This window comes from Ruegeria sp. CDSA079 (assembly GCF_059612245.1).
In genome coordinates, this window is record NZ_JBXWQF010000010.1 from 88472 (window position 1) to 115179 (window position 26708).

The 26708-nt window shown below is 57.6% G+C and carries 25 protein-coding genes; 8 read left to right on the forward strand and 17 right to left on the reverse strand.

Annotation, left to right across the window (positions count from 1 at the left end; genetic code table 11):
* The first annotated feature begins 28 nt into the window (after nucleotides 1–28).
* Nucleotides 29–1321, forward strand: a complete 1293-nt coding sequence (pncB, locus tag AC2FJZ_RS12655; RefSeq protein ID WP_496777932.1) for a nicotinate phosphoribosyltransferase — start codon at nucleotides 29–31, stop codon at nucleotides 1319–1321.
* Here the strand turns inward: pncB and AC2FJZ_RS12660 are convergent.
* From AC2FJZ_RS12660 to AC2FJZ_RS12685, 6 genes are all read right to left on the reverse strand, one after another.
* Nucleotides 1318–2769: an aldehyde dehydrogenase family protein gene (locus tag AC2FJZ_RS12660; RefSeq protein WP_496777934.1), complete on the reverse strand. Its 1452-nt coding sequence runs from the start codon at nucleotides 2767–2769 to the stop codon at nucleotides 1318–1320. The genes pncB and AC2FJZ_RS12660 overlap by 4 nt on opposite strands.
* A 33-nt stretch (nucleotides 2770–2802) precedes the next feature.
* Nucleotides 2803–4401 carry an ABC transporter ATP-binding protein gene (locus AC2FJZ_RS12665; RefSeq protein ID WP_496778000.1) on the reverse strand — a complete coding sequence of 533 codons (1599 nt, stop codon included), beginning with the start codon at nucleotides 4399–4401 and terminating at the stop codon, nucleotides 2803–2805.
* On the reverse strand, nucleotides 4398–5213 hold the full coding sequence (locus AC2FJZ_RS12670; protein ID WP_496777936.1) for an ABC transporter permease: 816 nt from the start codon (nucleotides 5211–5213) through the stop codon (nucleotides 4398–4400). Before AC2FJZ_RS12670 ends, AC2FJZ_RS12665 begins: the two co-directional genes overlap by 4 nt.
* Nucleotides 5210–6157: an ABC transporter permease gene (locus AC2FJZ_RS12675; protein WP_496670438.1), complete on the reverse strand. Its 948-nt coding sequence runs from the start codon at nucleotides 6155–6157 to the stop codon at nucleotides 5210–5212. The genes AC2FJZ_RS12670 and AC2FJZ_RS12675 overlap by 4 nt, the downstream gene beginning before the upstream one ends.
* Nucleotides 6158–6197: 40 nt before the next feature.
* On the reverse strand, nucleotides 6198–7196 hold the full coding sequence (locus AC2FJZ_RS12680) for a ligand-gated ion channel (protein WP_496777938.1): 999 nt from the start codon (nucleotides 7194–7196) through the stop codon (nucleotides 6198–6200).
* A 134-nt stretch (nucleotides 7197–7330) separates the two neighbouring features.
* Nucleotides 7331–8818 (reverse strand): ABC transporter substrate-binding protein, encoded by a 1488-nt coding sequence (locus AC2FJZ_RS12685; protein WP_496777940.1) that lies wholly within the window; start codon nucleotides 8816–8818, stop codon nucleotides 7331–7333.
* Between the two features lie 170 nt (nucleotides 8819–8988).
* Here AC2FJZ_RS12685 and panB point away from each other — a divergent pair, with 170 nt between their 5' ends.
* From panB to AC2FJZ_RS12705, 4 genes are all read left to right on the forward strand, one after another.
* The gene (gene panB, locus AC2FJZ_RS12690; protein WP_496777942.1) at nucleotides 8989–9828 is read left to right on the forward strand and encodes a 3-methyl-2-oxobutanoate hydroxymethyltransferase; all 840 of its coding nucleotides are present in this window, start codon (nucleotides 8989–8991) and stop codon (nucleotides 9826–9828) included.
* The gene (gene panC / locus AC2FJZ_RS12695; protein WP_496777944.1) at nucleotides 9825–10676 is read left to right on the forward strand and encodes a pantoate--beta-alanine ligase; all 852 of its coding nucleotides are present in this window, start codon (nucleotides 9825–9827) and stop codon (nucleotides 10674–10676) included. Before panB ends, panC begins: the two co-directional genes overlap by 4 nt.
* 69 nt (nucleotides 10677–10745) lie before the next feature.
* Complete coding sequence (gene glpK / locus AC2FJZ_RS12700) at nucleotides 10746–12224, forward strand: glycerol kinase GlpK (protein ID WP_496777946.1); 1479 nt, start codon at nucleotides 10746–10748, stop codon at nucleotides 12222–12224.
* A gap of 84 nt (nucleotides 12225–12308) precedes the next feature.
* On the forward strand, nucleotides 12309–12725 hold the full coding sequence (locus AC2FJZ_RS12705; RefSeq protein ID WP_050605143.1) for a VOC family protein: 417 nt from the start codon (nucleotides 12309–12311) through the stop codon (nucleotides 12723–12725).
* A gap of 15 nt (nucleotides 12726–12740) precedes the next feature.
* Here AC2FJZ_RS12705 and smpB read toward each other — a convergent pair whose 3' ends face one another.
* From smpB to AC2FJZ_RS12755, 10 genes are all read right to left on the reverse strand, one after another.
* Nucleotides 12741–13217, reverse strand: a complete 477-nt coding sequence (gene smpB / locus AC2FJZ_RS12710) for an SsrA-binding protein SmpB (RefSeq protein ID WP_050605144.1) — start codon at nucleotides 13215–13217, stop codon at nucleotides 12741–12743.
* Nucleotides 13218–13274: 57 nt separating this feature from the next.
* Nucleotides 13275–13817 carry an isopentenyl-diphosphate Delta-isomerase gene (gene idi, locus AC2FJZ_RS12715; RefSeq protein ID WP_050605145.1) on the reverse strand — a complete coding sequence of 181 codons (543 nt, stop codon included), beginning with the start codon at nucleotides 13815–13817 and terminating at the stop codon, nucleotides 13275–13277.
* A gap of 199 nt (nucleotides 13818–14016) precedes the next feature.
* Nucleotides 14017–14430 carry a c-type cytochrome gene (locus AC2FJZ_RS12720; protein WP_050605146.1) on the reverse strand — a complete coding sequence of 138 codons (414 nt, stop codon included), beginning with the start codon at nucleotides 14428–14430 and terminating at the stop codon, nucleotides 14017–14019.
* A gap of 113 nt (nucleotides 14431–14543) precedes the next feature.
* Nucleotides 14544–15560, reverse strand: a complete 1017-nt coding sequence (locus AC2FJZ_RS12725) for a P1 family peptidase (protein ID WP_496670406.1) — start codon at nucleotides 15558–15560, stop codon at nucleotides 14544–14546.
* A gap of 80 nt (nucleotides 15561–15640) precedes the next feature.
* The gene (locus AC2FJZ_RS12730) at nucleotides 15641–16387 is read right to left on the reverse strand and encodes an SDR family oxidoreductase (RefSeq protein WP_496777948.1); all 747 of its coding nucleotides are present in this window, start codon (nucleotides 16385–16387) and stop codon (nucleotides 15641–15643) included.
* 60 nt (nucleotides 16388–16447) lie between these two features.
* On the reverse strand, nucleotides 16448–16867 hold the full coding sequence (arfB, locus tag AC2FJZ_RS12735) for an alternative ribosome rescue aminoacyl-tRNA hydrolase ArfB (RefSeq protein ID WP_496670401.1): 420 nt from the start codon (nucleotides 16865–16867) through the stop codon (nucleotides 16448–16450).
* Between the two features lie 262 nt (nucleotides 16868–17129).
* Nucleotides 17130–17774 carry a queuosine precursor transporter gene (locus tag AC2FJZ_RS12740; RefSeq protein ID WP_496777950.1) on the reverse strand — a complete coding sequence of 215 codons (645 nt, stop codon included), beginning with the start codon at nucleotides 17772–17774 and terminating at the stop codon, nucleotides 17130–17132.
* Between the two features lie 91 nt (nucleotides 17775–17865).
* On the reverse strand, nucleotides 17866–18750 hold the full coding sequence (locus tag AC2FJZ_RS12745; RefSeq protein WP_496777951.1) for an esterase-like activity of phytase family protein: 885 nt from the start codon (nucleotides 18748–18750) through the stop codon (nucleotides 17866–17868).
* A complete protein-coding gene (gene mepA / locus AC2FJZ_RS12750) occupies nucleotides 18723–19586 on the reverse strand; it encodes a penicillin-insensitive murein endopeptidase (RefSeq protein ID WP_050605151.1) in 864 nt (287 codons plus the stop codon). The genes AC2FJZ_RS12745 and mepA overlap by 28 nt, the downstream gene beginning before the upstream one ends.
* Nucleotides 19583–20950, reverse strand: coding sequence for an MFS transporter (locus AC2FJZ_RS12755; RefSeq protein ID WP_496777952.1), 1368 nt, complete (start codon nucleotides 20948–20950; stop codon nucleotides 19583–19585). The genes mepA and AC2FJZ_RS12755 overlap by 4 nt, the downstream gene beginning before the upstream one ends.
* A gap of 129 nt (nucleotides 20951–21079) precedes the next feature.
* Between AC2FJZ_RS12755 and AC2FJZ_RS12760 the strand changes: the two genes are divergently transcribed.
* From AC2FJZ_RS12760 to yaaA, 3 genes are all read left to right on the forward strand, one after another.
* Nucleotides 21080–21370, forward strand: a complete 291-nt coding sequence (locus AC2FJZ_RS12760; RefSeq protein WP_496670392.1) for a YggT family protein — start codon at nucleotides 21080–21082, stop codon at nucleotides 21368–21370.
* Nucleotides 21371–21456: 86 nt separating this feature from the next.
* On the forward strand, nucleotides 21457–23496 hold the full coding sequence (gene recQ / locus AC2FJZ_RS12765; protein ID WP_496777954.1) for a DNA helicase RecQ: 2040 nt from the start codon (nucleotides 21457–21459) through the stop codon (nucleotides 23494–23496).
* Between the two features lie 33 nt (nucleotides 23497–23529).
* Nucleotides 23530–24300 carry a peroxide stress protein YaaA gene (gene yaaA, locus AC2FJZ_RS12770; RefSeq protein WP_496777955.1) on the forward strand — a complete coding sequence of 257 codons (771 nt, stop codon included), beginning with the start codon at nucleotides 23530–23532 and terminating at the stop codon, nucleotides 24298–24300.
* Nucleotides 24301–24379: 79 nt separating this feature from the next.
* On the opposite strand, the gene AC2FJZ_RS12775 is transcribed toward yaaA, so the two are convergent.
* Complete coding sequence (locus AC2FJZ_RS12775) at nucleotides 24380–26638, reverse strand: response regulator (protein WP_496777956.1); 2259 nt, start codon at nucleotides 26636–26638, stop codon at nucleotides 24380–24382.
* Nucleotides 26639–26708 lie beyond the last annotated feature (70 nt).

The following is a 26708-nucleotide window of genomic DNA, read 5'->3' on the forward strand; positions in this document are numbered from 1 at the left end:
CTAAATACGGAAATCGCAGGAGTTCCCCATGGTCGACATCGCGACCCGTGTATACAATCACAAATGGAAGATTGACCCGATTGTCCGGTCTTTGATCGACACAGATTTCTACAAACTGCTGATGTGTCAGTCAGTGTTTCGAAACAAGCCCCAAACAAACGTAGTGTTTTCCCTGATTAACCGGTCGAATCACGTGCCATTGGCCCAATTGATCGACGAAGGCGAGTTGCGGGAACAGTTGGATCACATCCGATCACTCAGCCTGAGCCGCGGGGAAAGCACCTGGCTGCGCGGCAACATGTTCTACGGCAAACGTCAGATGTTCCGCTCGGATTTCATGGAATGGTTCGAGAACATGCGCTTGCCGCCGTACCATCTGGAACGCAAGGGCGATCAGTATGAACTGACCTTTGAAGGCAAGTGGCACGAGGTCATGCTGTGGGAAATCCCCGCACTGGCGGTGCTGATGGAGCTGCGCTCGCGCGCTGTTCTGAACGACATGCGGCGGTTCGCATTGCAGGTGCTCTATGCCCGCGCGATGACGCGCGTCTGGGAAAAGATCGAAAAGCTGAGGTCGGTCGAAGGCTTGACCATCGCCGATTTTGGAACGCGACGGCGGCATTCCTTTTTGTGGCAGGATTGGTGCGTGCAAGCGATGATCGAAGGCTTGGGCGCGTCGTTTACCGGCACGTCAAACTGCCTGATCGCCATGCGGCGCGAGGTCGAAGCCATTGGCACCAACGCACATGAGTTGCCCATGGTTTATTCCGCGTTGGCCGACACCGACGCAGAGCTGGCGCAAGCTCCTTATGACGTGCTCAGCGATTGGCATGATGAACATGACGGCAACTTGCGCATCATTCTGCCCGATACTTACGGCACCAACGGCTTTTTGGACAATGCACCCGATTGGCTGGCCGGATGGACCGGCATTCGCATTGACAGCGGCGATCCCGCGGCAGGGGCCGAAGTCGCCATCCAGTGGTGGAAGTCACGCGGAGAAGATCCGACACAAAAACGAATTATTTTTTCGGATGGTTTGGACGTCGAGAAAATTCAGGAGCTGCACACCCAATTCGCAGGCCGCGCCAGTATTTCCTTCGGTTGGGGAACTTTGCTGACCAACGATTTTCGCGGTCTGGTTCCCAATGACGCGCTGGCACCGTTCTCATTGGTCTGTAAAGCGATATCCGCCAACGGACGCCCAACAGTTAAACTGTCGGACAATCCGGAAAAAGCGATGGGACCGAAAGATCAGATCGAGCGCTATAAGCGGGTGTTCAGAGTAGGCGCGCAAGAATCGATCAAGGTCGTGGTTTAACCGTGAAAGGCGGCGACCGTTTTTAGCTGTGAAAAGCCGTACAGCGCCTCAAACCCTTTCTCACGACCGTGGCCGGATTTTCCAACACCACCAAAGGGCAGTTCAACCCCACCACCTGCACCATAGTTGTTGATAAAAACCTGACCCGAATGCAGCGCCTTCGCCACCCGCATCTGCCGGGCCCCGTCGCGCGTCCAGATGCTGGCGACCAGGCCATATTCTGTGCTGTTTGCTATGGTTAGGGCCTGCTCTTCGGTGTCAAACGGGATCAGAACCTGAACCGGACCAAAAATCTCGTCCTGCGCCAGTACGTGATCGGGCGGTACATCTGCAAACAAGGTAGGCCGGACATAGGCACCTGTCTCGGGCGCTTCACTCACGATCTGACCCTGCGCAACAATGGCCAGATTAGCGCCTTTGTCCAGAAAACCGTTTACGATCTGCTTTTGCCGGTCCGAGATCAACGGCCCAACGCGCAGATCCTGCATTGCGGGCCCGACAGTAAGCCGTTCATAAGCTTCGGACATGCGGGATTTGACCTGATCATACACCCCACGCTGCACCAGTATGCGGGATGAGGCGGAACAGGTTTGCCCTGCATTCTGAATGCCAGCATTCACCAGAAACGGCAGCGCCGCTTCCAGATCGGCGTCGTCAAAGACCAGTTGCGGGGATTTCCCGCCCAGTTCCAGCGTCACAGGCACCACGTTGCGCCCTGCAGCCTGCTGCACCAAGGTCCCCGTGGCAACCGATCCGGTGAACGAGATATGGTTGACCCCCGGGTGTCCGGACAGCGCAGCACCTGCCTCGCCCCCCAGACCCGGCACGACATTTAACGCACCGGCAGGCAGTCCGGCCAGTTGCGCCAGATGAGCAAAGGCCAGTGCCGTCAAACAGGCCTCTTCCGCAGGTTTCAGAACGCAGGCGTTGCCCATGGCCAGCGCAGCGCCGACTGAACGGCCAATGATCTGCATCGGATAGTTCCAGGGTACAATATGACCCGTTACCCCATGCGGTTCGCGCAGGGTATAGACGGTGTAGCCATCAAGATAGGGGATGGTCTCTCCCATCACCTTATCCGCCGCACCGCCATAGAACTCGCAATACCGTGCCAGCGCGACAGCATCAGCCCGGGCCTGCGTCAGCGGTTTGCCCACATCCATCGCCTCAAGCTGCGCTAGATCGTCGACCCGCTCCAGTACCAGCTGACCCAGCCTCGTCAGAATGCGACCCCGCTCAAGCGCTGTTTTACGCCCCCAATCGCCCTGCAATGCGCTTTGGGCCGCTGCAACTGCGACGTCGACATCTGTCTCCGAACCACGCGCGATCCGACAGATTTCGGTCCCGTCCGAGGGGTTGATGAGCGGCATGGTGTCACCCGAGGTTGCTGGTTTCCAACGACCCTCAATCAGGCAAAGAGTGGGGTCGAACCATATTTTCTGGGTCAATTTCGCCTCCATTTCAGGCTCTAATCAATGGTTTCAGGCCGGTATTTTCCCAAACTCTGGCAATCGGGGTGCGGCTGCGATCAGGGTTTGTGTGTAGGGGTGATTTGGTGTCGTAAAGACCTGATCGGTCGCGCCCTGTTCAACGATCCGACCGGACTGCATAACCAACACGCGATCGGTGACCGTGCGCACGACGCTCAGATCATGGCTGATGAACAGATAGGTCAGGTCGTAAGCTTCGCAAAGCTCAGCCAACAGATCGAGGATTTGTGCTCGGACCGACACGTCCAGCGCCGATACAGCTTCGTCAAACAGGATCAATTCAGGCCGGATGATCAGCGCCCGCGCGATTGCAATTCGCTGGCGCTGCCCGCCCGAGAACTCATGAATGTACTTGCCAGCGTCATCCGGGCTGAGGCCGACCGCTTTCAACATCTCTGCAATCCGATCTTGACGGTCCGATCCGGTTGGTGGGGTATCCAGCAGATGGAAGGGTTCAGTGATCAGGCGCGCGACGCGGTGGCGGGGGTTGAAACTGCCAAAGGGGTCCTGAAAAACCACCTGCATTTTTCGACGCACGGCAAGGTTGGGTTTGTGGCCGGCGAACACTGGCTGCCCGTCCAGGCGAATCTGACCGGATTGCACCTTTTCCAGCCCCAAAATAGCTCGTGTTAGGGTCGATTTTCCGCAACCAGATTCGCCCACCAATCCTAAACGTTCTCCTCGGTTGAGGGTGAAGCTTACGCCATCCACTGCCCGGTGGTGACGCGGCCTGTCAAACATACCCGTCCGAGGCAGGCGGTATTCCCGCACAACCTGGTTCACCTCCAGAAGCGGGAGAGGCTCTGGTGGTTCCGGCAGTGTGACATGATGGTCGGATGCCTCAAACAGCATGCGGGTGTAGGGATGCTGCATGTTGTGCAACAGATCGTTGGTCGCACCGCTTTCGACCACTTCCCCGTGTCGCATAACAGTGATTTGGTCGGCCATATCTGCGACCACAGCCAGATCATGGGTGATCATCAGCAGACCCATGTCATATTCGCGCACCAACCCCTTGAGCAGATCAAGAATCTGAGCCTGCGTGGTAACATCCAGCGCCGTTGTCGGCTCATCTGCAATTAACAGCTTGGGTCGCAGGGCGATGGCCATTGCAATCACCACACGCTGGCGCTGCCCGCCGGACAATTCATGCGGATAGCGGGACAGAGGGAACCGATCCGCAGGAAGACCAACGCGGGCCAGCACCTCTTGCGCACGTGTACGGGCCTGGGCCGGAGGCATCGCCTTGTGGATCAGGATCGTTTCCATAACCTGATCGCCGACGGTCTTCACGGGGTTGAGCGCTGTCATCGGCTCCTGAAACACCATCCCGATGGATGCACCGCGCAGGGCGCACATCTGGGCCTCTGACCGGGTCAGCAGACCTGCACCGTCCAGTTGGATCGAACCGTCCACCTCTGCACCGTTCGGAAGCAGCTGCATCACCGCCAAGGCCGCCATGGATTTACCCGAGCCGCTCTCACCCGTTACCGCCACGATCTGACCGTGATCAATGGACAGGTTGACGTGTTTCAGGATCGGAGCCCCATGGATCGACAGTGAAAGGTTCTTGATGCGCAACAAAGTCATGCCCGCGCCACCCTGATCCGGGGATCCAGCCAATCACGCAATCCGTCGCCCAGCAGGTTCAGGCCCAGCACCGTGACGATGATCGCCACGCCCGGAATCAGAGCCAAATGCGGGGCAAAACTAACCATTGTCTGCGCATCCGCCAGCATTCTGCCCCAACTGGGCGTAGGCGGCTGTGCCCCCAGACCGACGTATGACAGACCGGCCTCGGCTAAAATTCCCAAGCTGAACTGGATTGTGCCCTGCACGATCAGCAGGTTAGCGACATTGGGAAGGATGTGTTCGGCCGATATCCGCGCCGCGCCCTTGCCAGACACGCGGGCGGCAAGGATGAACTCGCGCTCCCAAAGCGACAAAGCGGCGCCTCGGGTGATGCGGGCAAAAACGGGAATGTTGAAGATACCGATGGCAATGATGGCGTTGATCGCTCCGGCACCAAACACGGCGGTGATCAGGATCGCTATAACCAGCGAGGGGAAGGCAAAGACCAGATCGTTGCCGCGCATGATCACCTCATCCAGCCACGACCCTTTACGCGCCGCCGCTGTCAGACCAAGGGGTACACCCAGCGCCATACCAATCCCCACGGCTACCAAGGCCACCGCGATTGACGTACGCGCGCCGACCATGATCATCGAGAACATGTCGCGCCCGAAGTGATCCGTACCGAACCAGTGCTGCGCATTTGGGGGCTGAAGCTTCTCTGGAATGCTCAGTGCCGCGTAGTCATAGGGGGTCCAGACAAACGAAATCAGCGCGGCCAAAACCAACAGTGAAGACAAAAAGGCACCCAGAAACAGGTTACGGCTCATGTCCTGCTCCTCAGCCTTGGGTCAACGGCGGCATAAGCCAGATCGACCAGAAAGTTCACTGTGATCACGGCAAAGACCAGCAACATGACCACCGATTCAACAACGATCAGGTCGCGGGCCGAGATCGCCTGAAACACCAATCGCCCGAGGCCGGGCAGGTAAAACACCTGTTCGATGATGATCGACCCGGCCAGCAGGAAGGAAAACTGCAAGCCGATGATGGTCAACACCGGAATCAGCGCATTTCGCACCCCGTGCCGCCAAAGTGCCTGACGGCGGGACAAGCCCTTGGCCCGGGCGGTACGCATGAAATCCTCGCCCAAAATATCCAGCAAGGCCGACCGCATCACACGCGCAAGAATCGCCGCCTGCGGCAGGGCCAGTGCTATTGCGGGCAGGGTCAGCGAATGCAATCCGGCCCACATCCCGTTGCTCCAACCGACAAACCCACCCGCATTGAACCAACGCAGGTTGATGGCGAAGATCAGCACAAGCATCATCGCAAACCAGAAATTGGGGACGGCAATGCCCAACTGCGTGGAACCCATTACCGCCAGGTCGCCCGGTTTGCCCCGGCGGGCAGCAGCGTAGATCCCGGCGGGAAACGCAATCACCGTAGACAGGGTCAGCGCATAAAGTGCCAGCGGCAGCGACACCCAAAGCCGGTCTGCGATCATCTGGGACACCGGCGTACGGTACGTGTAGGAGGTGCCGAAATCCCCCACCAGCATCCCGCCGACCCAGTTGAGATACCGCTGCATCTTTGACCCGTCCAGGCCCAGCTCGGCCCGCAATGCGGCAAGGGTATCCTCTTGAGCGTTGACGCCCAGCATGAACGACGCCGGATCGCCCGGCGCGACCTCGATCACCGCGAAGATGACGACCGAGGCTACAGCCAGGCTGATCAGCAGCGAAATCAGGCGTTTAAGGGCATAGCGGAGCATTGGAACCACGTTAGGGTCACATCAAGCGCGGGTCTAGCACCTAAGGCACCAGAAGATAGGCGAAAACCGCGTAGGCCACGATTGCGGCATAGCCCAACGGATAGATCCACTTGATCGCATAATTGTCCAGCGTCCGCGCTGCTCCTTCTTTCCCGGAAACTTTGAGTTTTCGCAGCGCAACATTGAACACGATCAATGCCCCGGTCATCAGGAACATGCACTGAAGAACAAAATCCAGAAAGGTCAGATAGCCGAGCTTTGGCAAATCAGCAGAGATCGCCCAGTTGAATGCAACAAAGACCAGCAGATTGCCGCCCGCAATCTCGATCCGGCGGCGATATTCATCCAGGAAGAACAGCGCCCATCCGACCGAAATCAGAACCAGCATCGGCAGGAACACCCGAATGACATAGTAGGTCAGGTGCCGGTTGCCTTCGAAAACAAGCGCGACCTGATCGCTTTGTCTGCCTGATAAGCCTGTGACCCTGGTCGCTTCCAGACGTGCATTGCCCAAAATCCACTCTTCTTCCCCCAACAGATCGCCAAGTCCGGAATAGTCCTCAAGCGGGCGGTACGTCACGTAGTCAGAGGGAAAGATTGATACGACCTCGAAATGAAACTCCTGTGTATCGAACGGGTATTTTCGGAAGTCAAAATGCGGTGCCTGCAACGTCAGCGAGGATTTCTCAACATAAACGACGCGTCCATCATACCGCAGGGACGCAGCGGATTCGTGGATCCATTTGTTGGATTGCTGGTTGTGGATGACAAAGGCAGGCAAAATGGTGCCGATTTCGGCGGCATGATCCGCAAGATTCGGTGGGTTGAAAACCCGGATATCGCGCCCGATCTCAGCACGATCAAACGCGAGCGCGGGATCCGTCCACTCTACGCGCAAAACCACAACAGCACCGTAGTTTTCGGCCTTTTGATCGACGCTGGTAATCTGGTCGATGCGGATACCAATGCCAACTTCAAGCGGGTTCTCTGGTGTGCCGGTCAGCGCATCCAACCGTCCGCCCAACACGTTTTGTGCCATGGCCTTGTCCGGTGCAATCGACGAAAGGCAAAGGCCCAGAAAAAGAAAACACAAAACACGAGAAAAGAACATAACAAGCGACACCCGATAAGAGTGTGGGGCAGAGCCTGCATCAGGCAGCCCCGGTATAGGCATTATTCAGACCAGCTGATCTGGGTCAGGTCGATTGCCGCTGTGGGGGCGTTTGCCCACAATCCCTGCACACCGGCCTTTGCGACGCCCAGCTTGGCCAATTGGAACAGATAGCCATTCACGTAGTCGGTTGAGATCAGACGCTGCGCCTCACCCAACAAGCGGCTGCGTTCATCGGGGTCGGTGGTGGCGTTAAGAGTATCCATCAGCGCCTGAAAATCAGTGCTTTCATATTGGAAGTAATAATCGGGTCGGGCATAAATTCCGATGTCCATGGGTTCGGTATGGCTGACAATCGTCAGACCAAAATCCTTGCCCCTGAACACCGATTCCAGCCATTGCGCCCATTCGACATTGATGATCTCGGCCGTGATGCCGACCTCGGCCAGTTGCGCGGCAACAATCTCACCCCCCCGACGGGCGTATGAAGGCGGCGGCAGGTGAAGTGTGGTTTCAAACCCGTTTTCAAACCCGGCCTCGGCCAGCAGCGCCTTGGCCTGTTCAGGGTCATAGGCGGATTCGCCGGTCAAATCGACATAAGCCGGATGGTGCGGCGCGAAATGAGTGCCAATCGGCGTGCCATAGCCAAACATTGCCCCGTCAATAATCGCTTGTCGGTCGATGGCATGAGCCACGGCCTGCCGGACAAGGATATCGTCAAACGGAGACTGTTTGTTGTTGGTGGACAGAATCGTTTCCCCTTCAGTTGTACCGACCAGAACCTGAAAGCGTGGATCTGCATCGAACTGCGGCAGGTTTTCCGGCGCGGGGAAGTTATCAAATACGTCCACATCCTCGGCCATCATGGCGGCAAAAGCGGCGGTTGGGTCCGAGATGAACTTGAAAGTCGCAGTCTCTAACGCGGGCTGATCGCCCCAATAATTGGGGTTTCGGTTCAAAGTGATGCTGTCGCCCTGAACCCAGTTGTCAAAGGAGAAGGCCCCGGTTCCGATCGGGTTGGTCTTGATGTTTTCGATACTGTCGGGCGCAACGATGACCGCATCCCCCCAGGCCAGATTGAACGGAAAGTTACCATTCGGTTCTGACAGAGTGACTTTGACGGTCAGCGGGTCCAACGCTTCGACACTTTCGATCCCGGCAAACAACGCCTTCTGTGCGTTCGCGCTGTCTTCGGCGGTGGCCCGATCAAGCGTGAACTTGACGTCCTCGGCATCCATGGTTGTGCCGTCATGGAACGTCACACCATCACGCAGCTTGAAGGTATACACCGTACCATCGTCAGAAATCTCCCAGCTTTCAGCCAGGCCGGGCACGACCGAGCCGTCGCCCATAAAGCGGGTAAGACCTTCGAAGATATTGGTGTAAACCACCGAGTCGATGGCCTGCGCTGCAGCACTGGTGGGGTCCAGATGCGGGGGTTCAAGCTGCAACGCGATGGTGATGTCGGACTTGGCCAGAGCTTGCGTGGCAAGCAGACTGGCCCCCACGGCCAGGGTCGATGCAAATGTCCGGAACATGAATTTTGTCATGTGAACTCTCCCTACTGAAACTGGTTGTGCCCTTGTTTTCAGGGCCGTTTTACTGACAGTCTTCCTGTAAACCTGAGGTCAATCAAGGGAATGTTCGCGCAACCGGGGTTTCTTCGACCCCTTCCGATCTGCTATGCCGCACTGCAACATAATACCTGCAGGAGCGACCCATGAGCGCAACCGCCCGCAAGAAAGCCCTGAACGCCGAGGATATTCGCGCCCGAAAAGGCGGCGTGCCTCTGGTCTCGCTGACCGCCTACACCACGCCTATGGCGCGCCTGATGGATGCGCATTGCGACTTTGTTCTGGTGGGCGACAGCGTTGGCATGGTGCTGCACGGGCTTGAATCCACGCTTGGTGTTACGATGGAGATGATGATCCTGCACGGTCAGGCGGTGTCGCGTGGTCTGGACAGGGCAATGATGGTCATCGACATGCCCTTTGGCAGCTACGAGCATTCTCCTGCCGATGCTTTCCGCAACGCGGCGCGGCTTATGGCGGGAACCGGCGCCGGGGCTGTGAAGCTGGAAGGTGGCGTTGAAATGGCCGAGACTATACGCTTTCTGGTCAAGCGCGGCATTCCGGTGATGGCCCATATCGGTCTGACACCGCAATCAATCAACACGCTGGGCGGTTACAAGGTGCAGGGCCGTGACGATCAGGCAGAAACTGTCATGGCAGATGCCCGCGCCGTGGCCACGGCCGGTGCGTTTTCAGTTGTTCTGGAGAAAGTCCCGCAAGGTCTGGCCGACCAGATCACCGAAGAAATTGCGATCCCGACCATCGGCATCGGTGCTTCTGCGGGCTGTGACGGGCAGATTCTGGTCGTGGACGACATGGTCGGCTTTTTCACCGCCTTCAAACCCAAATTCGTCAAACGCTATGCCCAGTTGGGCCCGCTGGCCGAAGCAGCCATTGCAGAATACGCCGCCGAAGTGCGTACACGGACCTTCCCGGCAGACGAACATGTCTTTGCCGACCAGGCTCCGACCAAAGGACCTAAGGCATGACTGCACCGATTTTGCGTTCTCTGGCCGAGTTGCGCACCAAAACCAACGAATGGCACAGGAACGGAGAGACTATCGGCGTTGTTCCGACCATGGGTGCGCTGCACGAAGGACATTTGTCACTGGCGCAGGCCGCGAAAGAAGGCTGCGACCGGGTCATCGTGACAATCTTTGTGAACCCCAAGCAGTTCAACAACCCCGAAGATCTGGCCAATTACCCCCGCACCGAACATGAGGACGCCAAGAAACTGGCCCCTTATGGGGTGGACGCGATCTATGTGCCGGACCCGCAGGAAGTTTATCCTGATGGTTTTTCGACGACGGTTTCGGTTGCTGGCCTGACGGACATGATGGAAGGCCCCTTCCGTCCGGGACATTTCGAGGGGGTCGCCACTGTTGTCGCCAAACTGTTTCTGCAAACCCAAGCTGATCGGGCCTATTTCGGGGAAAAAGATTATCAACAGCTGTTGGTGGTCCGCCGCATGGCCCGCGATTTGGACATCCCTATCGAGGTGATCGGCTGCTCAACCGTGCGCGAACCTTCGGGCTTGGCGATGTCGTCTCGCAACCTTCTTCTTTCACCCGAAGGGTTGAGAGTTGCAGAACGAATGAACAATGTCATGCGACACGTGGCTGACGGTCTGGCTGCGGGAAAAGGCTTTGCCCCGCTGGCGCAGGAGGCGAAGGCAAACTTATTGCAAGCAGGGTTTTCCGAGATCGAATATATCGACCTTCGCTGTGCCGAGACTTTGGAAAACCTGTCCAAAGCCAGCAAGCCCGCCCGTTTGTTCGTTACCGCCTGGGCCGATGGGGTTCGATTGATCGACAATATCCCGGTCAATCCGGTCTGATTTCTGCTCTGGCCCCTGCGCCGTTGTTCGCGCTAAAGTCCCGTCAAACAAGACCGGGGGAGAGCGGACATGACCTATATTCTGGCAATCGATCAGGGCACGACATCCTCGCGCGCCATTCTGTTTGATGCGCACATGCGGCCTGTAGGCACCGCACAGCAAGAGTTCCCCCAGCACTTCCCGCAGGAAGGCTGGGTTGAACATGACCTCGAGGATATCTGGTCCAGCGTAATGCACGTGTGCCGCGAAGTGATTGAAACCACCGGCGTTTCAGTCGATCAAATCGCCGGTATCGGCATCACCAACCAGCGAGAAACAACGGTCGTCTGGGACAAACAATCCGGCAAAGCCATCCACAACGCCATCGTCTGGCAGGACCGCCGCACCGCCGACATCTGTTCCCGCTTCAAACAAGCAGGGTGCGAGGATGACGTCACCGCCCAGACCGGCTTGTTGCTGGACCCGTATTTCTCGGGCACCAAGGTCAAATGGTTGCTGGATAACGTCTCTGGTGCGCGTGAGAGGGCCGAAGCCGGAGAACTATTGTTCGGCACGATAGACAGTTTCCTGATCTGGCGGCTGACTGAAGGCCGTGTTCATGCCACCGATGCCACCAACGCCGCCCGTACCTTGCTGTTCGACATCCATAAGGGCGCATGGAGCGACGAGATCTGCGATCTGCTTGATGTACCCCTGAACCTCTTGCCCGAAGTGCGGGATTGCGCATCGGATTTCGGCACCACCACAATGCTTGGAGGAAGCATTCCTATTCTGGGCGTTGCTGGCGACCAGCAAGCGGCCACAATCGGGCAGGCCTGTTTCCAACCTGGTATGATGAAATCGACCTATGGAACGGGCTGTTTTGCGCTACTAAACACGGGCGCACAGCCGGTTGTATCGAAAAACCGACTGCTGACGACGATTGCCTATCAGTTGGACGGTCAACGCACTTATGCGCTGGAAGGATCGATCTTTATCGCAGGGGCGGCCGTGCAGTGGTTGCGCGACGCGTTGCAGATCATCGACTCGGCCCCTCAAAGCGGCGATCTCGCCGCTCAGGCAGATCCGAACCAACATGTCATTCTGGTGCCCGCATTTACCGGATTGGGCGCGCCCTATTGGAAACCCGATTGCCGCGGTGCGATGTTCGGGCTGACCCGCGGCTCGGGCCGGGCCGAGATCGCACGCGCCACGCTGGAAAGCATTGCCTTTCAGACACGTGACCTGTGGCACGCCATGCAGGGTGATTGGGGGGCTGATGCCGATGTCATCCTGCGCGTCGATGGCGGGATGAGCGCATCTGACTGGACCATGCAAGGCTTGTCGAACTGCCTGGGCGCGCCGGTGGATCGTCCCGTGATGCAGGAAACGACCGCCCTAGGTGCGGCGTGGCTGGCCGGGATGAAGGCCGGTGTGTATCCCGATCAGAGCGGATTTGCCGAAACGTGGCAGCTGGATCGTCGCTTTGAACCAGATACAGCACAGGATGAACGCGACGCCATTTATAAACGCTGGCAACGCGCGGTGCAGTCGGCGATGGCGTTCTGAGGCAAGGCGTTTATTGAGCCCAGGTCGAAGCTGCCCTAAACTTTGGGGCAGAGATTCCAAAACGCTCGGACAGGAAGGCGAAACATGATTGCCTATGTCACTGTTGGCGTCGATGACATGGCGCGCGCAAAACGGTTTTACACGGCGTTTTTGCCTGCGCTGGACTTCGAACTTGAAGAAGGGCCCGAAGGGTTAAGTTTTGCTTTGCCCGTGGACCCGGGCCAGTCCCCGGTGCTGCCCGATTTCTACGTGAAACCGACCTTCGACGGGGGTCCTGCTTCGGCTGGGAACGGATCCATGGTCGCTTTTGAGGCACAAACCCAACAGCAAGTCCGGGATCTTCACGCCGCAGCACTTGCCGCTGGAGGGTCCGACGAGGGCCCACCGGGCTTTCGCGCCAATTACGGAGCCAACTTTTATGTCGGCTACCTGCGCGACCCCCAAGGTAACAAGATCGCGTTGTTCTCAAGCAATCCAAACGAACCTGGACGCGACGATTAAGGCTTCGCCCTGCGTTTAGCTGTGATCTTTCAACAGCCGCTGTTTCTGCCGTGACCAATCCCGCTTGGCTTGCGTTTCCCGCTTGTCGTGGATCTTCTTGCCTTTGGCGATCCCGATCTTCAGCTTGGCCCGGCCCTTATGGTTGAAATACAGAACCAGCGGCACCAGCGTCATACCTTTGCGCTGGGTCGCATTCCAGAGATTGGACAATTCCTTGCGTGATACCAGCAACTTGCGACGGCGACGCTCTTCGTGCTTGAACACTTTGGCCTGTTCGTAAGGTGCGATGTAGCAGTTGATTAGCCACAGTTCACCATCATCGACCGAAGCATAGCTTTCGGCGATGTTCGAGCCACCAGTACGCAGGGACTTTACCTCGGACCCTTCCAGAACAATACCGCACTCGATATCCTCTTCGATCGCATAATCGAAGCGCGCGCGCCGGTTTTCGGCGATTACCTTGTAATTTGGGTCTGTCTTTTGTTTGGCCATGACGCGTTGATTTAGGCGGCTTGGGCCGTCCTTGCAAGGCAGGGTTTTTCCGAAGGGTCAGGATTTAGCCGAAATGATCAGATCGGGGCCAAAAATCGTATCGGCATAGTTGTGCAGATAGATCTTGAGCCACGGCGTGAATCGGTCCGGATGGCGGGTCACTTCGGCCAGAAGGTCGTGATAGTCGATCCAGCGAATTTCCATGACTTCGTCCGGGTTAGGCTCAATTTTCAGCGGGCCGCGGACATGGGCCAGAAAGACATCGACAACCTCGTTCTCCACCATGTTGTTGCCCACATCCGCATGGTACTCCAGACGGTGCCGGTATTCAGGATAGAGACCGGTGATTCCAAGTTCTTCGCGCAGGCGCCGCACGGCACAAGTGGACGAGCTTTCATCCCATTCCGGATGCGTGCAACAGGTATTCGCCCACAGACCCGGCGTGTGGTACTTGCCCATTGCGCGACGTTGCAACAAAATCTCTGTACCGCGCACAACAAACACGGACACAGCCTTGTGCTTGAGCCCTTTTTCATGCGCTTCCAGCTTGTCTACGGGGGTCAATTCGCCATCAACCCAAGCCGGGATCATGATTCCCATCTGTCCTCTCCTGCTGCCAGTCCGTCTGCCGGGCGCTGATTTGGGTTTAGCTGCCTTCTGAATGGGCTGGCTGTGCGACGAGTTTTTGAAATCTCTCGTTGAATAGCAAAGTGGCTTCTATTTACTCGGGTATCAATCGCACCAAAGGCCGCAGGGGCTGCGGCCTTTGGTCCTTGTGCGTCACACTTTGTGTCAGGGCTTATTCGCCTGAAACGCTGACAATATAGGCATAGACGTCTTCAGCACCTTTTTTCAGCTTGAACGTCATTTTCGACTTGGCGGCGGTGTCATCCAGATAGGATTTCAGGAATGCCTTGGGATCCTGCGAGTACTCGACAAAGGTCGCCTCGTCCCAAACCAGACCTTTCTCGCCTGCGGCGACAATGCTGTCACCGTATTTGAAGCCCTCATATGTCCCAGCCGTGCGGCCATCGACGCCATACAGGTTAGGGCCGGTCTTTCCGCCTTTGACGATCACCTCGCCTTCGGGGTCGGCGATCAAGTGGCAGGACTTGCATTTGTTGAAGGTTTTCTTGCCGGCTTCGGCATCGCCTTCTGCATAGGCGGGCAGGGCCAAAAGGCCGACGATTGCAGTAGCGAGGATGCGATTCATAGCTTGTGCTCCGATACAAATTGGCTGCACCGAATGGACCTTCGGCGCAAAAAAGAGTCAACGCGCAGATTGCCGCGCGGGTTTACTGTGCCACTGCGACAAATAGGCTGTCCTTAACTTTTGTCATGTACCCCGGACCAGCAGGGCAAAAGGTCGCCCGCTGCCGGTGTCGCCAGATACACCGCCCGGGCGATCGCCCGCGCCAGACACAGCGACGCTGCGTTGCCGATGACCCCAAGCTCAGCTCTGTTCGCTATGGGCCGGGCACCAACGCTGGCTGCAAACACCAGATCGCCATCACCGGGTGTGTGAGCCGGCACGATGGCGCGCGCGATCCCATCATGCGCGGCAACGGCCACCCTCTGGCATTGGGACTTGGTCAGGGCAGCATCTGTTGCCACGACGGCGATGGTCGTATTTGTCTTGGTGGGGTCTGCCGGTTTCATCGCCTGGGCCTTACGGCTGGGCTGTGGAAGCCCAAGACCAGCGGCGGGATCAGGCCCTAAACCGCCAAACTCGTCGCCAATTTCAAACGGTGCCGCCCAGAAATGCCGATCTCCGGGTGTGGTTACACTACCCAGCGGATTGGCGGCAACCAGCGCGCCAACAGTGATGCCACTTTCCAGAACAAACGAAGCAGAGCCCAGCCCGCCCTTTTGCATGGCGGCCAAAGCGCCGGTGCCTGCGCCATCAGTGCCGAGATCGAACCGATCCGACGCAGCCTCGAACGCGGCGCGACCCAAGGTGCGGTATGGGTTTTGATCCCAGTTTTTATCACCTCCGTTGAGCAGATCGAACAGGATCGCCCCCGGCACAATGGGCACACTAATGTCGCCGACCGGAAAACCCCGGCCCCTTTCACGGAGCCCGTCCGAGACACCGGAACAGGCGTCCAGCCCAAATGCCGAACCGCCAGACAATGCGATCGCATCGACATGCGTCACCGTTTTGTCCGCCGCCAGAAGGTCGGTCTCACGCGTCCCGGGCGCCCCTCCCATCACGTGGACCGAAGCCACGAACGGGGCCTGAGCCGTCAAGACGGTCGTGCCGGATTTCAGCGCGTCGTCCTGCGCGTTGCCGACCATCAGGCCAGGGATATCGGTGATCAGGTTTTTGGGTCCAGGCGTCATTTTTCCTTCGAAGTTGAGGCCGGGAAGCGCATAGGTGCGCTGCCTTCGGCGAGAGAATTTCTGAAAAGATGAAGAGCAGATCAGATGCAGCGGCCTCCGTCGACCTCGAGTGCTGTGCCGGTGATCATGCTGGCCTCGTCCGAGCACAAGAAACAAGCGGCGTTTGCCATGTCTTCCGGCGTGGAAAAACGGCCCAGTGGGATGGTCGAAAGGAACTTGGCGCGAATCTCGGGCGTGTCTTCGCCCATGAAGGATTTCAGCAGCGGCGTTTCTCCGGCCACGGGGCAGATGGCGTTCACACGCACACCGGTCGGGGCGAGTTCCACAGCCATGGTCTTGGTTGCCGTAATCATCCAGCCTTTGGAGGCGTTGTACCAATTCAGGTTGGGGCGCGGAGACAACCCAGCCGTAGAGGCCACATTCAGGATTGCCCCTGCCCGGCGCGCTTTCATCGCCGGGACAAAAGCACGCGCAGTTAGGTAGACCGATTTCATATTAACGTTGAAGACACGGTCGAATTCCTCTTCGTTGACATCCTCAAGCGGGGTTGGCAAATGCGTGACGCCCGCATTGTTAACAAGAATGTCGAGATCTCTGAACTGATCCTGCGCAACCTCAGCCATGGTTTGAACCGAAGCCCCGTCTGCGACGTCGACCTGATGTCCAACCGCCCGTTCACCGAGAGAGTTCGCAAGATCCAGCGCCGCTTCGCCATTGACATCCGCAATCATCACGCGCGCGCCTTCGTCCAGAAATTTTTGTACAATCCCTGCGCCGAACCCGGATGCGCCACCGGTTACGATTGCGGTTTTTCCATCCAGTCTCATGGCGTTACCCTCCTGCAGCTTTTGAAGGTCAGACTATCAACGCCCCGACAAGATACCAGATCAATCTTCGGACACTTTGCCCCGCAGTGTTTTTACATCGCCTCGGGCCTTTTTCGCAGCAAGCCGACGTTTGACCGAGCCATAGGTGGGTTTCGTTGCGATCCGCCGTTTGGGTTTGACCAAAGCGCGGGTGATCAGTTCAGCCAGTCTGGTACGCGCAATTTCCCGATTACGGGCCTGCGATCGCGTTTCTTCGCACTGGATGATGATCGCACCATCCTTGGTCCAGCGTCGCCCGGCCAGCCGTTTCAGCCTGTTCTTGACCGGATCGGGTAAAGAGGGCGAGCGCGCAGCCTCAAATCGCAACTCAACAGCGGTGGAAACCTTGTTGACGTTCTGCCCACCGGGACCGGAAGAGCGGACAAAGCTTTCGGTCATTTCCCAGTCTTGCAGGATGATATCGTCAGTGATGTGCAACATGGGGCGGATCTTATAGGGCATGGATGGAAACAGAAAGGGCCGCCCCTACGGGACGGCCCTTCGAAAGTTCAGGAGGTCGGGTCGGTTAGATCAATCGACCAGCCGGAGCGAGCGCTCCGCCAAGGGCTGCCCTAGCAGGCTTTCCCCCCGGTTGTTCCGACACCTCTCTCCAATCTCTTTCTTGACACTGGATCACCTCCTTTTCTATCTGTTGCGGTTGAGATTGAGCGTGGCACAAGATGCGCTATTCTCAAAGCACTTTTTACGCAGGCTGCGCCGTCAGCCGCGCAACGATCACCTTGAATGGGATCAGCGCGATCAGGGCCAGCGACAGTTTCACCAGCCAGTCTGCAAAGGCCAATGTCACCCACAGCGGCGCCATTGGGCCAGACAGCATGAAGGGAACAGGCTCCCACGCCCAGTTGATCGCAGCATCTGCATTGGAACCGAAGAAGGTAACCGAGGCCGAGAAGGCGATGGTGAAGAACAGTGCAGTGTCCAGTGCAGAGCCAACCAGCGTCGAGACCAGAGGCGCGCGCCACCAGCGACCACCACGCAGCGAGTTAAAGATGGTGACATCGGTCAGTTGCGCGATCAAGAAGGCGGTTCCCGAAGCCACGGCAATCCGCAGAGGTACGGCGGCATAGGTGAAGCCGTCACCCTGCAACATGATCTGGCTGCCGATCAGCGAGCAGATGATGCCGGTGACAAACCCGGCGAACACGACCTTGCGGGCCGGACCCACGCCGTAGACGCGGTTCATGATGTCTGTGACCAGGAAGGCCAGCGGATAGGTAAAAGCACCCCAGGTCAACAGCCCGTCAAGGATCAGGAACTGGACCAGGAAGTTCGAGGCCACAACAATGGCGGCCATGGCAATGATGCCGGGAATGTAAGCGCGTTGCATTTTCAGATGCCCGTTTTGACAAGGTAGCGGCGACTTGGCCAAGGGACCGTCCCAAGGCAAGCCGTGCGTTTAGACCCTTGGTGGCCCTGAGTCAATCAGGCAGAAGATATTCCACCAATTCGGTCCGCTGCAGGGCCAGGAAGTTGTCATCCGAGATCATCGTGGCCCGCAAACGGCCCTGCCCATCGCGCCAGACTGACAGCCCTTCGAGATTGTCATGCGTGCCCGTTGCAGTTTCGAACAGGGTCTCTTCGGCATTGGGAGTGTCATCCGCCACATCCCATCGGCGCAGTCGCGAGCGGAAGCCGACAAAACCCAGCTTACGCTCCAGCACATACAACTTCCCGTCCGGGCCGAAATCAGCACCGACAGGCTTGAACCCACCGCGTTGTGGAAAGACAAATGGGATCGACCATGCATCGCCATTCCAACGGTAAACCGGGATGTCCCCGTCAGCGGTACGGTCTTTTTCCGGCATTGTGTAAAGCCAGCCGCGCGCATCAATGGCAAGACCTTCGAAAGACCCGTTGTCAGCGAGATCTTCAAAAGCCGGGGGGCGCGGTAAAACGCGTGCCTTGGCACCCGGCTCTGAATAACGGGCGACCCGGTGCACCCCTTCGAACGCGATATAGACCCCACCACCTGGAGCCAGCGCGAGCCCTTCGGAATCCCCAACACCGCCTTTCATGATGCGCCCCTGGCTGGACAGAACCTGCCAGTGATCCAACACACGAACGCTGGTGATCTGATCCCCGTCCCGCTCTAATCTTGCCGTGGCTATTCTGGCCCGATCACTGAGCACCAGAATCTGCTGACCATCGTCCCAAACGTGCAGCGCCGAAAACCCGCCAAACCAGTTTGCGGGGTCTTTCCACTCAAAGCTGTGCAGATATGTGGCGGGCTTGATTTCGACCGCCACGGCTGCCGTGGCCGCAAATAGAAAAGCGCTCAGTTGGATTGCAAAACGGCAGCGCATTGTTGTGGCAAATCGGCCAGAACGTATTCCCGGCGTTTCTTGGGGGCTGGCGCATTTGGATCAGGTGGCGGCGGATTGAGGATGTTGTTCACCCATTCCTGCGCCTGGGCGCACCCATCGCCCTTGGGTGGCGAGTCCTGATTGACGCAGCCTTTCGACCCTCGGGGACATTTCAGACGGACGTGAAAATGGTAATGATGCCCCCACCATGGTCTGATCTTGCGCAGATAGGCGCGGTTGCCTTTCTCATCCTTGCACATCTGCACCTTTGCCCCGGGAAACACGAAGATGCGCGCAACACGCTTGTCTTTTGCGGCTTCGCGCAAAACCGCATGGTGCTGTTTCGTCCAGTTTCCATTGACAAAAGCACCGTTCGCGCGCCGCAGCGAAATGGACGAGATATTCTCTCGCGCCTTGCGGCTGAGGCGCATGTTGTCCCCCGGCAGCATCCAGATATCGATATCCAGACCCAATTGATGCGAGCGGTGGCCCGAGGTCATCGGCCCGCCCCTCGGCTGGCTGATATCCCCTACATAGAGACCATTCCAACCCGGCTGTTTCGCCGCAAATTTGCTGAGGTCTGTCACATAATCAATCGCCTCGGGGTGCCCCCAATTGCGATTGCGTGACAAGCGCATGGCCTGCCACGTAGGTCCGGTTTCGGGCAATTGCACGGACCCGGCGGCGCAACCACGCGAATAACTGCCGAACGCGGCTGGTTTTTGTTGTGAATTGACCCTTTTCGCCCCAAACAACTGCTTCGCCAGAGGCTCTGCCGTCGCAGTGCCTGCAAAAGCAAGCGCCGCCAAAACGATCAAAAAACGCTTTAAAATCATCTGCTCTGATCCCCTTCCGGTCTGACCCAGCGCATCAGGAATAATCCCAGAATAAACAACCCAACGACGGGTGACACCCCCAGACGGGCGCTGCCAGTCACGGTTGTTGCAATTCCGATCAATAGGGGTGCCGCAAAGGCGGTTGCACGCCCCGACAGACCATAAAGCCCAAAGCTTTCGACCGGAGCCTTGGGATCAGTATGACGCACCATCATCGAACGACTGGCCGATTGCAGAATTCCGCCCATACCCCCGATCAGCACACCACAGCCGAAGAAAACAATGTCTGGCAGGCTAGATCCTTCGACCAGTGGAATGCCGTAAATCTGCGTCCGGTCCATCATCACCACCGTGGCGCAGACGAAAATCAGAACCCAGATCGCAACAATGATCACTGGTTTGGGGCCGTACTTCTTGTCCAGCTTGCCGCCCACCCAGGAAAACGCCGCCGCCGCCAGCACGCTGACAATCCCGAAGATGCCGATCTTGATCAGGTCCCACTCCAGCACCAACCGAGCATAGACACCGCCAAAACTGTAAAGCCCGTTCAGCGCATCGCGGTAGAACATGGACGAGCCCAGATAACTGGCCAGGCTGACGCGGTAACGCAGGTTAGACACTGATTTCGCAAGCAGCCGCAGCGCCTCAGCCACACTGCCCTTTTTGTCACTTGGCACATCCTCGCGCACCCACAGGAAGTAGGGCACCATGAACAGAATGAACCACATTGCTGTAAACGGGCCGACAAAACGCGTGCCTTCCCGGGTCGCAGCATCAAGGCCCAGGGCGGGATCCATCCCAATCAACGTCTTGCCATTCGCCTGTTCCACGAACAGTGCCAAAATGATTGCAAGTGAGATCAACCCACCAAAATAGCCAAATGCAAAGCCCGAACCCGAAATCTCGCCCACTTCGCTGTCATCGCCCAGATCGGGCAGCTGCGAGTTGATGAAGATCAGCGCATATTCCGCGCCCACAAAGCCCAGTCCAAACGCCGCCAGCATCAGCCACATATTCGAACCATCCGGCATCGTGTACCACAGCGCGCCGGACCCGACCGCATACATGACCGAAAATGCAAAGATCCACGGAATGCGTCGCCCCGACACATCTGCCATCGCCCCCAGCAAAGGCGCACCAAAGGCAATGATCAGCCCCGTGATCGTCAGGCAGTTCGCCCAGACCGTCTGCGCTTGCGCGGCAGCGGCCGCGGAATCCAGTCCACTGTTGGCATAATACCCGGCTGCCACCCCGGCAAAGTAGGGGCCAAAGACAAACGTGACCAGCAGGGTGTGATAAGGCTGACTGGCCCAGTCAAAGAACCACCAGCCCCAGATGCGCCTGCGTTTGGAAATCTCTGCCATCTCTGCCTCAGTTATTGTTGTGTTTATAAGAAGGGGCTTTAATTCAATTCGCAAGCTTTGAGTGCCAGACACTTGCTCTTTGCCTTTGTGGCGCTTAGGTCTCGTCAGACGTAACTGGAGTATTCGAATATGATGGCAATCTACGGCCCGTTAATGCTGATCCTGAGCATTGCCTATTGGTTTGTCATTATTCACGTTATCATGAGCTGGCTAATCAATTTCCAAGTGCTGAATCTGAATCAGCAGTTCGTCGCTCAGATTTGGTACGGGCTGAACAGGCTTCTCGAACCCATTTACCGACCAATACGACGGATCATGCCAGATCTTGGGGGAATTGATCTGACACCACTGGTGGTGCTGGTCGTCATCATTTCGCTGCGCGAGTACATCCTGCCGGAATTGTTTCGGGCCTTAATCTGAAACTCTTCCCTCTTGTTCACCGATTCTTAGTATGTGATTGTCCTGTCTTAAGAGCAGATAAACCTTAAAACAGGGCAACTCCGCAGATGTTCGACTCCGCACCCTTGTTGCGAGATGTCTTTGGATTCGACGATTTCCGCCCCGGGCAGGAAGAGATTGTCGATGCCGTGACCGCTGGCGAAAACGTGCTGGCCATCATGCCCACTGGGGGCGGGAAATCCCTATGCTTCCAGTTGCCTGCCTTGCTGCGCGACGGTGTGACGGTGGTGATTTCACCGCTGATCGCCTTGATGCGCGATCAGGTGCGCGGACTGCAGGAGGCCGGGGTTGAGGCCGGGGCGCTGACCTCGGGCAACACACCCGAAGAGACCGACGCAGTGTGGGAAGCTTTGGAAGCCGGGCGGCTCAAGCTGCTTTATATGGCGCCTGAACGTCTGGCTGCCGGGTCGGCGCTGGGCATGTTGCGCCGGATCAATGTAAGCCTGATTGCCGTGGACGAGGCGCATTGCGTCAGCCAATGGGGCCACGATTTCCGCCCCGATTACCTGCGGATCGGCGAGTTGCGGCGGGCACTGAACGTCCCTCTCGCCGCCTTCACCGCCACAGCGGATGCAGAAACCCAGGACGAGATTGTCGAGAAACTGTTTGACGATATCGAGCCGCGCAAGTTTCTGCGTGGGTTCGACCGGCCCAATATCCATCTGGCGTTTGCCGCCAAGGACGGGCCGCGTAAACAGATCCTGGATTTTGCAGCCGCACGCAAAGGGCAATCCGGCATCGTCTATTGCGGCACCCGCAACAAGACCGAGGTCCTGGCCCAGGCCCTGCGCGCCGAAGGTCACACTGCTTGCCATTACCACGGTGGGATGGACCCCGAGGATCGTCGCATCGTCGAGACCCGTTTCGCGCGCGAAGACGGTCTGATTGTCGTGGCCACCGTGGCTTTTGGCATGGGCATCGACAAACCCGATATCCGCTGGGTGGCCCATGCGGACTTACCCAAATCCACCGAGGCCTATTATCAGGAAATCGGGCGCGCAGGGCGCGACGGCGGCCCCGCCGAAACGCTCACCCTGTTCGGCCCCGACGATATCCGCCTGCGGCGGTCGCAGATAGACGAAGGGCTGGCTCCTCCCGAGCGCCGCATGGCCGATCATGCAAGGCTGAGCGCTTTGCTTGGCTTGGCCGAGGCGTTGGAATGTCGCCGCCAGACCTTGCTGGGCTATTTTGGCGAACAGGCCGTGCCCTGTGGCAAATGCGACCTATGCGATACGCCGCCCGAGGTTTTTGATGGCACAACACCGGTCCGCATGGCCCTATCCGCGATCCTTCGCACTGAGGAGTGGTTCGGCAGCGGCCATTTGATCGACATTCTTCAGGGGAATGAGACCGATAAAACCCGCGCACGTCGTCACGATGATCTGTCCACCTGGGGCATCGGCAAAGAATGGTCGCGCCCGCAGTGGCAGGCGATCTTTCGACAAATGATGGGGCATGACTTGGTCCGCCCCGACCCCGAACGTCATGGCGCGTTGCGCATGACTGAGGCGGCCAAACCGATTCTGAAGGGGAAGGTGAAGATCAACCTGCGCAAAGACACCCTGCGCAAGGCAACGCGTCGACCAGCGGTGAAAGCCATGGTGTCCGAGGAAGACGCGCCGCTGCTGTCGGCGCTCAAGGCCAAACGCCGTGCTTTGGCGGAATCTGCGCGCGTTCCAGCCTATGTCATCTTCACTGACCGCACTTTAATCGAAATGGCTGAAAAACGACCTATGACACTGGACGATGTGGCACGGATTGGTGGAGTCGGTGCCAAAAAGCTGGAACGCTATGGTGACACTTTCCTTGAAGTCATCGCAGGAGCGGTTGAGGCCGTTCACCCGGCCCGGCGCAAACTGGCCGGGCGGGATCAGGGCGAGATTTATGACCGTTTGCTCGAAGTGCAGTCTCAGTTATCGCGCGGCGCCGATGGGATCGGCAAGCCACTGACCTGCTCGGCTTCGCAATTGGCAAAGGTGGCGCAGATGCGGCCCGATGACTCTCGCGGGATCGAGACGGTGCTGGGCGATCGACGTCACGAAAGGTTTGGCGCTGCCTTTCTGGACGTGCTGCGTGAGGCGGGCTAGATACGCCAAATCAGGCAAGGAAAGAGGGCGGATATGCTGGTAGTGATTTCCCCGGCCAAGCGGCTGGACTGGGCAGAACGGAATGTCGCGGTCACACAACCCGACTTTCAGGATGACGCGATCCGGCTATCGAAGACCGCACGGAACCTGACGCTTGGCGATCTGAAAAAGCTGATGGACCTGAGCGACGATCTCGCACGCCTGAACCGCGACCGCTATCGCGCCTTTACGGACGCGCCCGAGGCCGAGGCCACGCGCCCCGCGGCGCTTGCTTTTGCGGGTGACACCTATCAGGGGCTTGAGGCCAGTTCACTGGACACTGACGAACTGGCGTGGGCCCAGGACCATTTGCGCATTCTGTCAGGGCTGTACGGCGTGCTGCGACCGCTGGATGCGATTCAGCCTTATCGGCTGGAGATGGGCAGCAAACTAAAAACCCGGCGCGGCAAGAGCCTTTATGAATATTGGGGCGACCAACTCAGCAAAGCGCTGAATACCCAAGGCTCTGAAATTGACAGTGATGTTCTGATAAACTGCGCCAGCCAGGAGTATTTTGGCGCGGTTGACCCAAAAGCCCTAGAACTTCGGGTCGTCACGCCGGTCTTCATGGAAGACAAAAACGGCACCCCGAAGATCGTCAGCTTCTTTGCCAAAAAAGCCCGCGGTGCGATGGCGCGGTATATCATCCAGCACCGCCTGACCGATCCCAAGGCACTGCTGGAATTCGACACAGGTGGGTACGCATATCGTGCTGACCTTTCTGAGGCGGACAAACCGGTCTTTGTGAGACCCTACACGGTCTGAGTTTCATTGGTAAATTTGGTTGCGCTTGCGGCCATGGAAGGAAGCGAGGGGCCTGCCCCTCGCGCACCCCGGGATATTTCTAGCCAGATGAAGCAGGACCCCGCTTGCTGTCACTGCCGGGTGCAACATGTTTATCGGCTTCAAGAGGCACGACCTGACTGACATCATCGGGTTGATGTTGCAGGATTATCTGGTGAATGAGGTTTTTGTGCAGTGGCTTGGTCAAGTAGTGATCAAGCCCCGCAGATAATATCCCCTCTTCATCTCCGGCCATTGCGTGGGCGGTCAGGGCAACGATGGGTACATGACGGCCGGTTTCAACCTCTAGCCGACGGATTTCAGCGGTGGCCTGTTTGCCGTCCATTTTTGGCATTGAGATATCCATGAAAATCAGATCGGGCTGGAAGTCCTGATAGATATCAACAGCCTCAAACCCATGAGATGCAAATCTCAGCTCGATGTTCAGATCCTTGACCATCTTTTTTAGGATCAGTTGGTTGGTGCGATTGTCTTCTGCCGCGAGGATTCTCATGCGTCGGGCTTTGATTGTTGTAAATTCATCATTATTAGAGACTGATTCTAGCTTCATAAGCTGGGAAGGGCTTTGGGAATAGTCCTTGAGCACCATCAGCCTGCCATACAACTCGGATCGGGGGATGGGTTTCTGTAGAACCCCTTCGATCAGGTCGCGTGCCGGGTGAGTGTGGATCAGGCCGGGATTTGTGGACATCACAATAACCGACAGATCCCCCCAGCCCCGATCCTTGAGCGAAGTTGCAAGGTCCAACCCGTCCATGTCCGGCAGATCATGATCACACAACACAAGTTCAACTTGATCGTTCATCTTTGCCAGCGCCTCTCCCCCGGATGCGCAGACGGTCACTTCGGCACCCAATCGGCCAAGCTGTTTCGACAGAATAGCCCGGTTTACAGCTAGATCCTCGACCACCATCACATGTTTGACGCAGTCCGCCAGGTTCGGCGGTTCGGGCTGCGGTCCTTCGGCCGCGGGCAGGGAGATGCGAAAACCGAAACATGATCCTTTACCCAATTCGCTTTCAACCCAAACCGCGCCCTCCATCATGGAAATCAAGCGCTTGGTGATGGCGAGGCCCAACCCGGTGCCTTCGAACTGACGATTGCGATCGTCTTCCACTTGATTGAACTCGCCGAAGATATGGCTGATTTTTTCGGCCTCGACACCGATGCCCGTATCTTCGATGGCTACATGAATATCGCAGGTCTGTGTGTCAGGGTGGGGCACACCGGTGACCCGGACCAGAACATGCCCTTCGGACGTGAATTTGACCGCGTTGCCAACCAAATTGGTCAGGACCTGCCGTATTCGACCGGGATCACCGACAAACAGCGTGGGCAAGAACAGGTCATAGTCCACCAGCAGCGTCAGGCCCTTGTCCCGCACGCTGGGCTGCAACAACATTGCGACCTCCAGAATGCAGCGTTCCAGATCAAAGTGTTCGGGGTGCAGAACAAGTTTGTCAGCTTCGATCTTCGAGTAATCCAGCACGTCATTGATGATGACAAGCAGGGCCTCGCCCGAATTACGGATAGTATTGACATAAAGCTGCTGCTCTTCATCCAGCGGGGTTTCGCCCAGCAACTCGCTCATCCCGACGATACCATTCATCGGCGTGCGGATTTCGTGGCTCATGTTGGCCAGAAACGCAGACTTCGCACGGTTGGCCGCTTCGGCCCGTTCACGCGCCGTTCTCAACTCGGTCTCATGCCGGACCGAGGCGGTTATGTTAAGGGCAAGGCTGACCACGTCACCACCATTGCCCCGCTGATCGATCAGACGGATGTACTGCCCGTTCCACAGTTGCAGCACAATTGGTGGCGGGTTGGCACGGTTCCAGCGCGCCTGCATTCTGGCGCACCATTCATCGGCGGATTCATCGCCAATGTCGACGATGCCTTCGGTCGTCAACAATTCCAGAATACGGGTGTAGGTTATCCCGGGTGCCACTTCATCCAGTCCGTCAAAAGCGCTCAGATACGCGGTGTTGGCCCCGATCAGCCGACCATCTCCGTCGAAAAAGGCAAACCCATCCTGAATGGTTTGGATCGAATGCCATAGACGGCGTTCGGCAACCTCGATCTTGGCATGGGCGACGGTCAGGTCGGATTTGACCTTCTCATTCTCATCCCGAACGGTTTCAACTTCGGCCTGTGTTTCACCAATACGTTTGGTCAACGCCATGGCGTGCTGGCCCAGTTTCCGGTTGGCCGCCGAAAGCTCGGACTGTTTCAGGGCCAGCATACGCTCGGCCGCCAGACGCGCACGCCGTTCCTGTGCCAGTTTGTGTGCAAGATTCATGATGATCGATTCCGGGACGTTCAGGCCCCACCATCGCGGCAGAGAATGAAAAACTGTTTAAGCCGTTGCA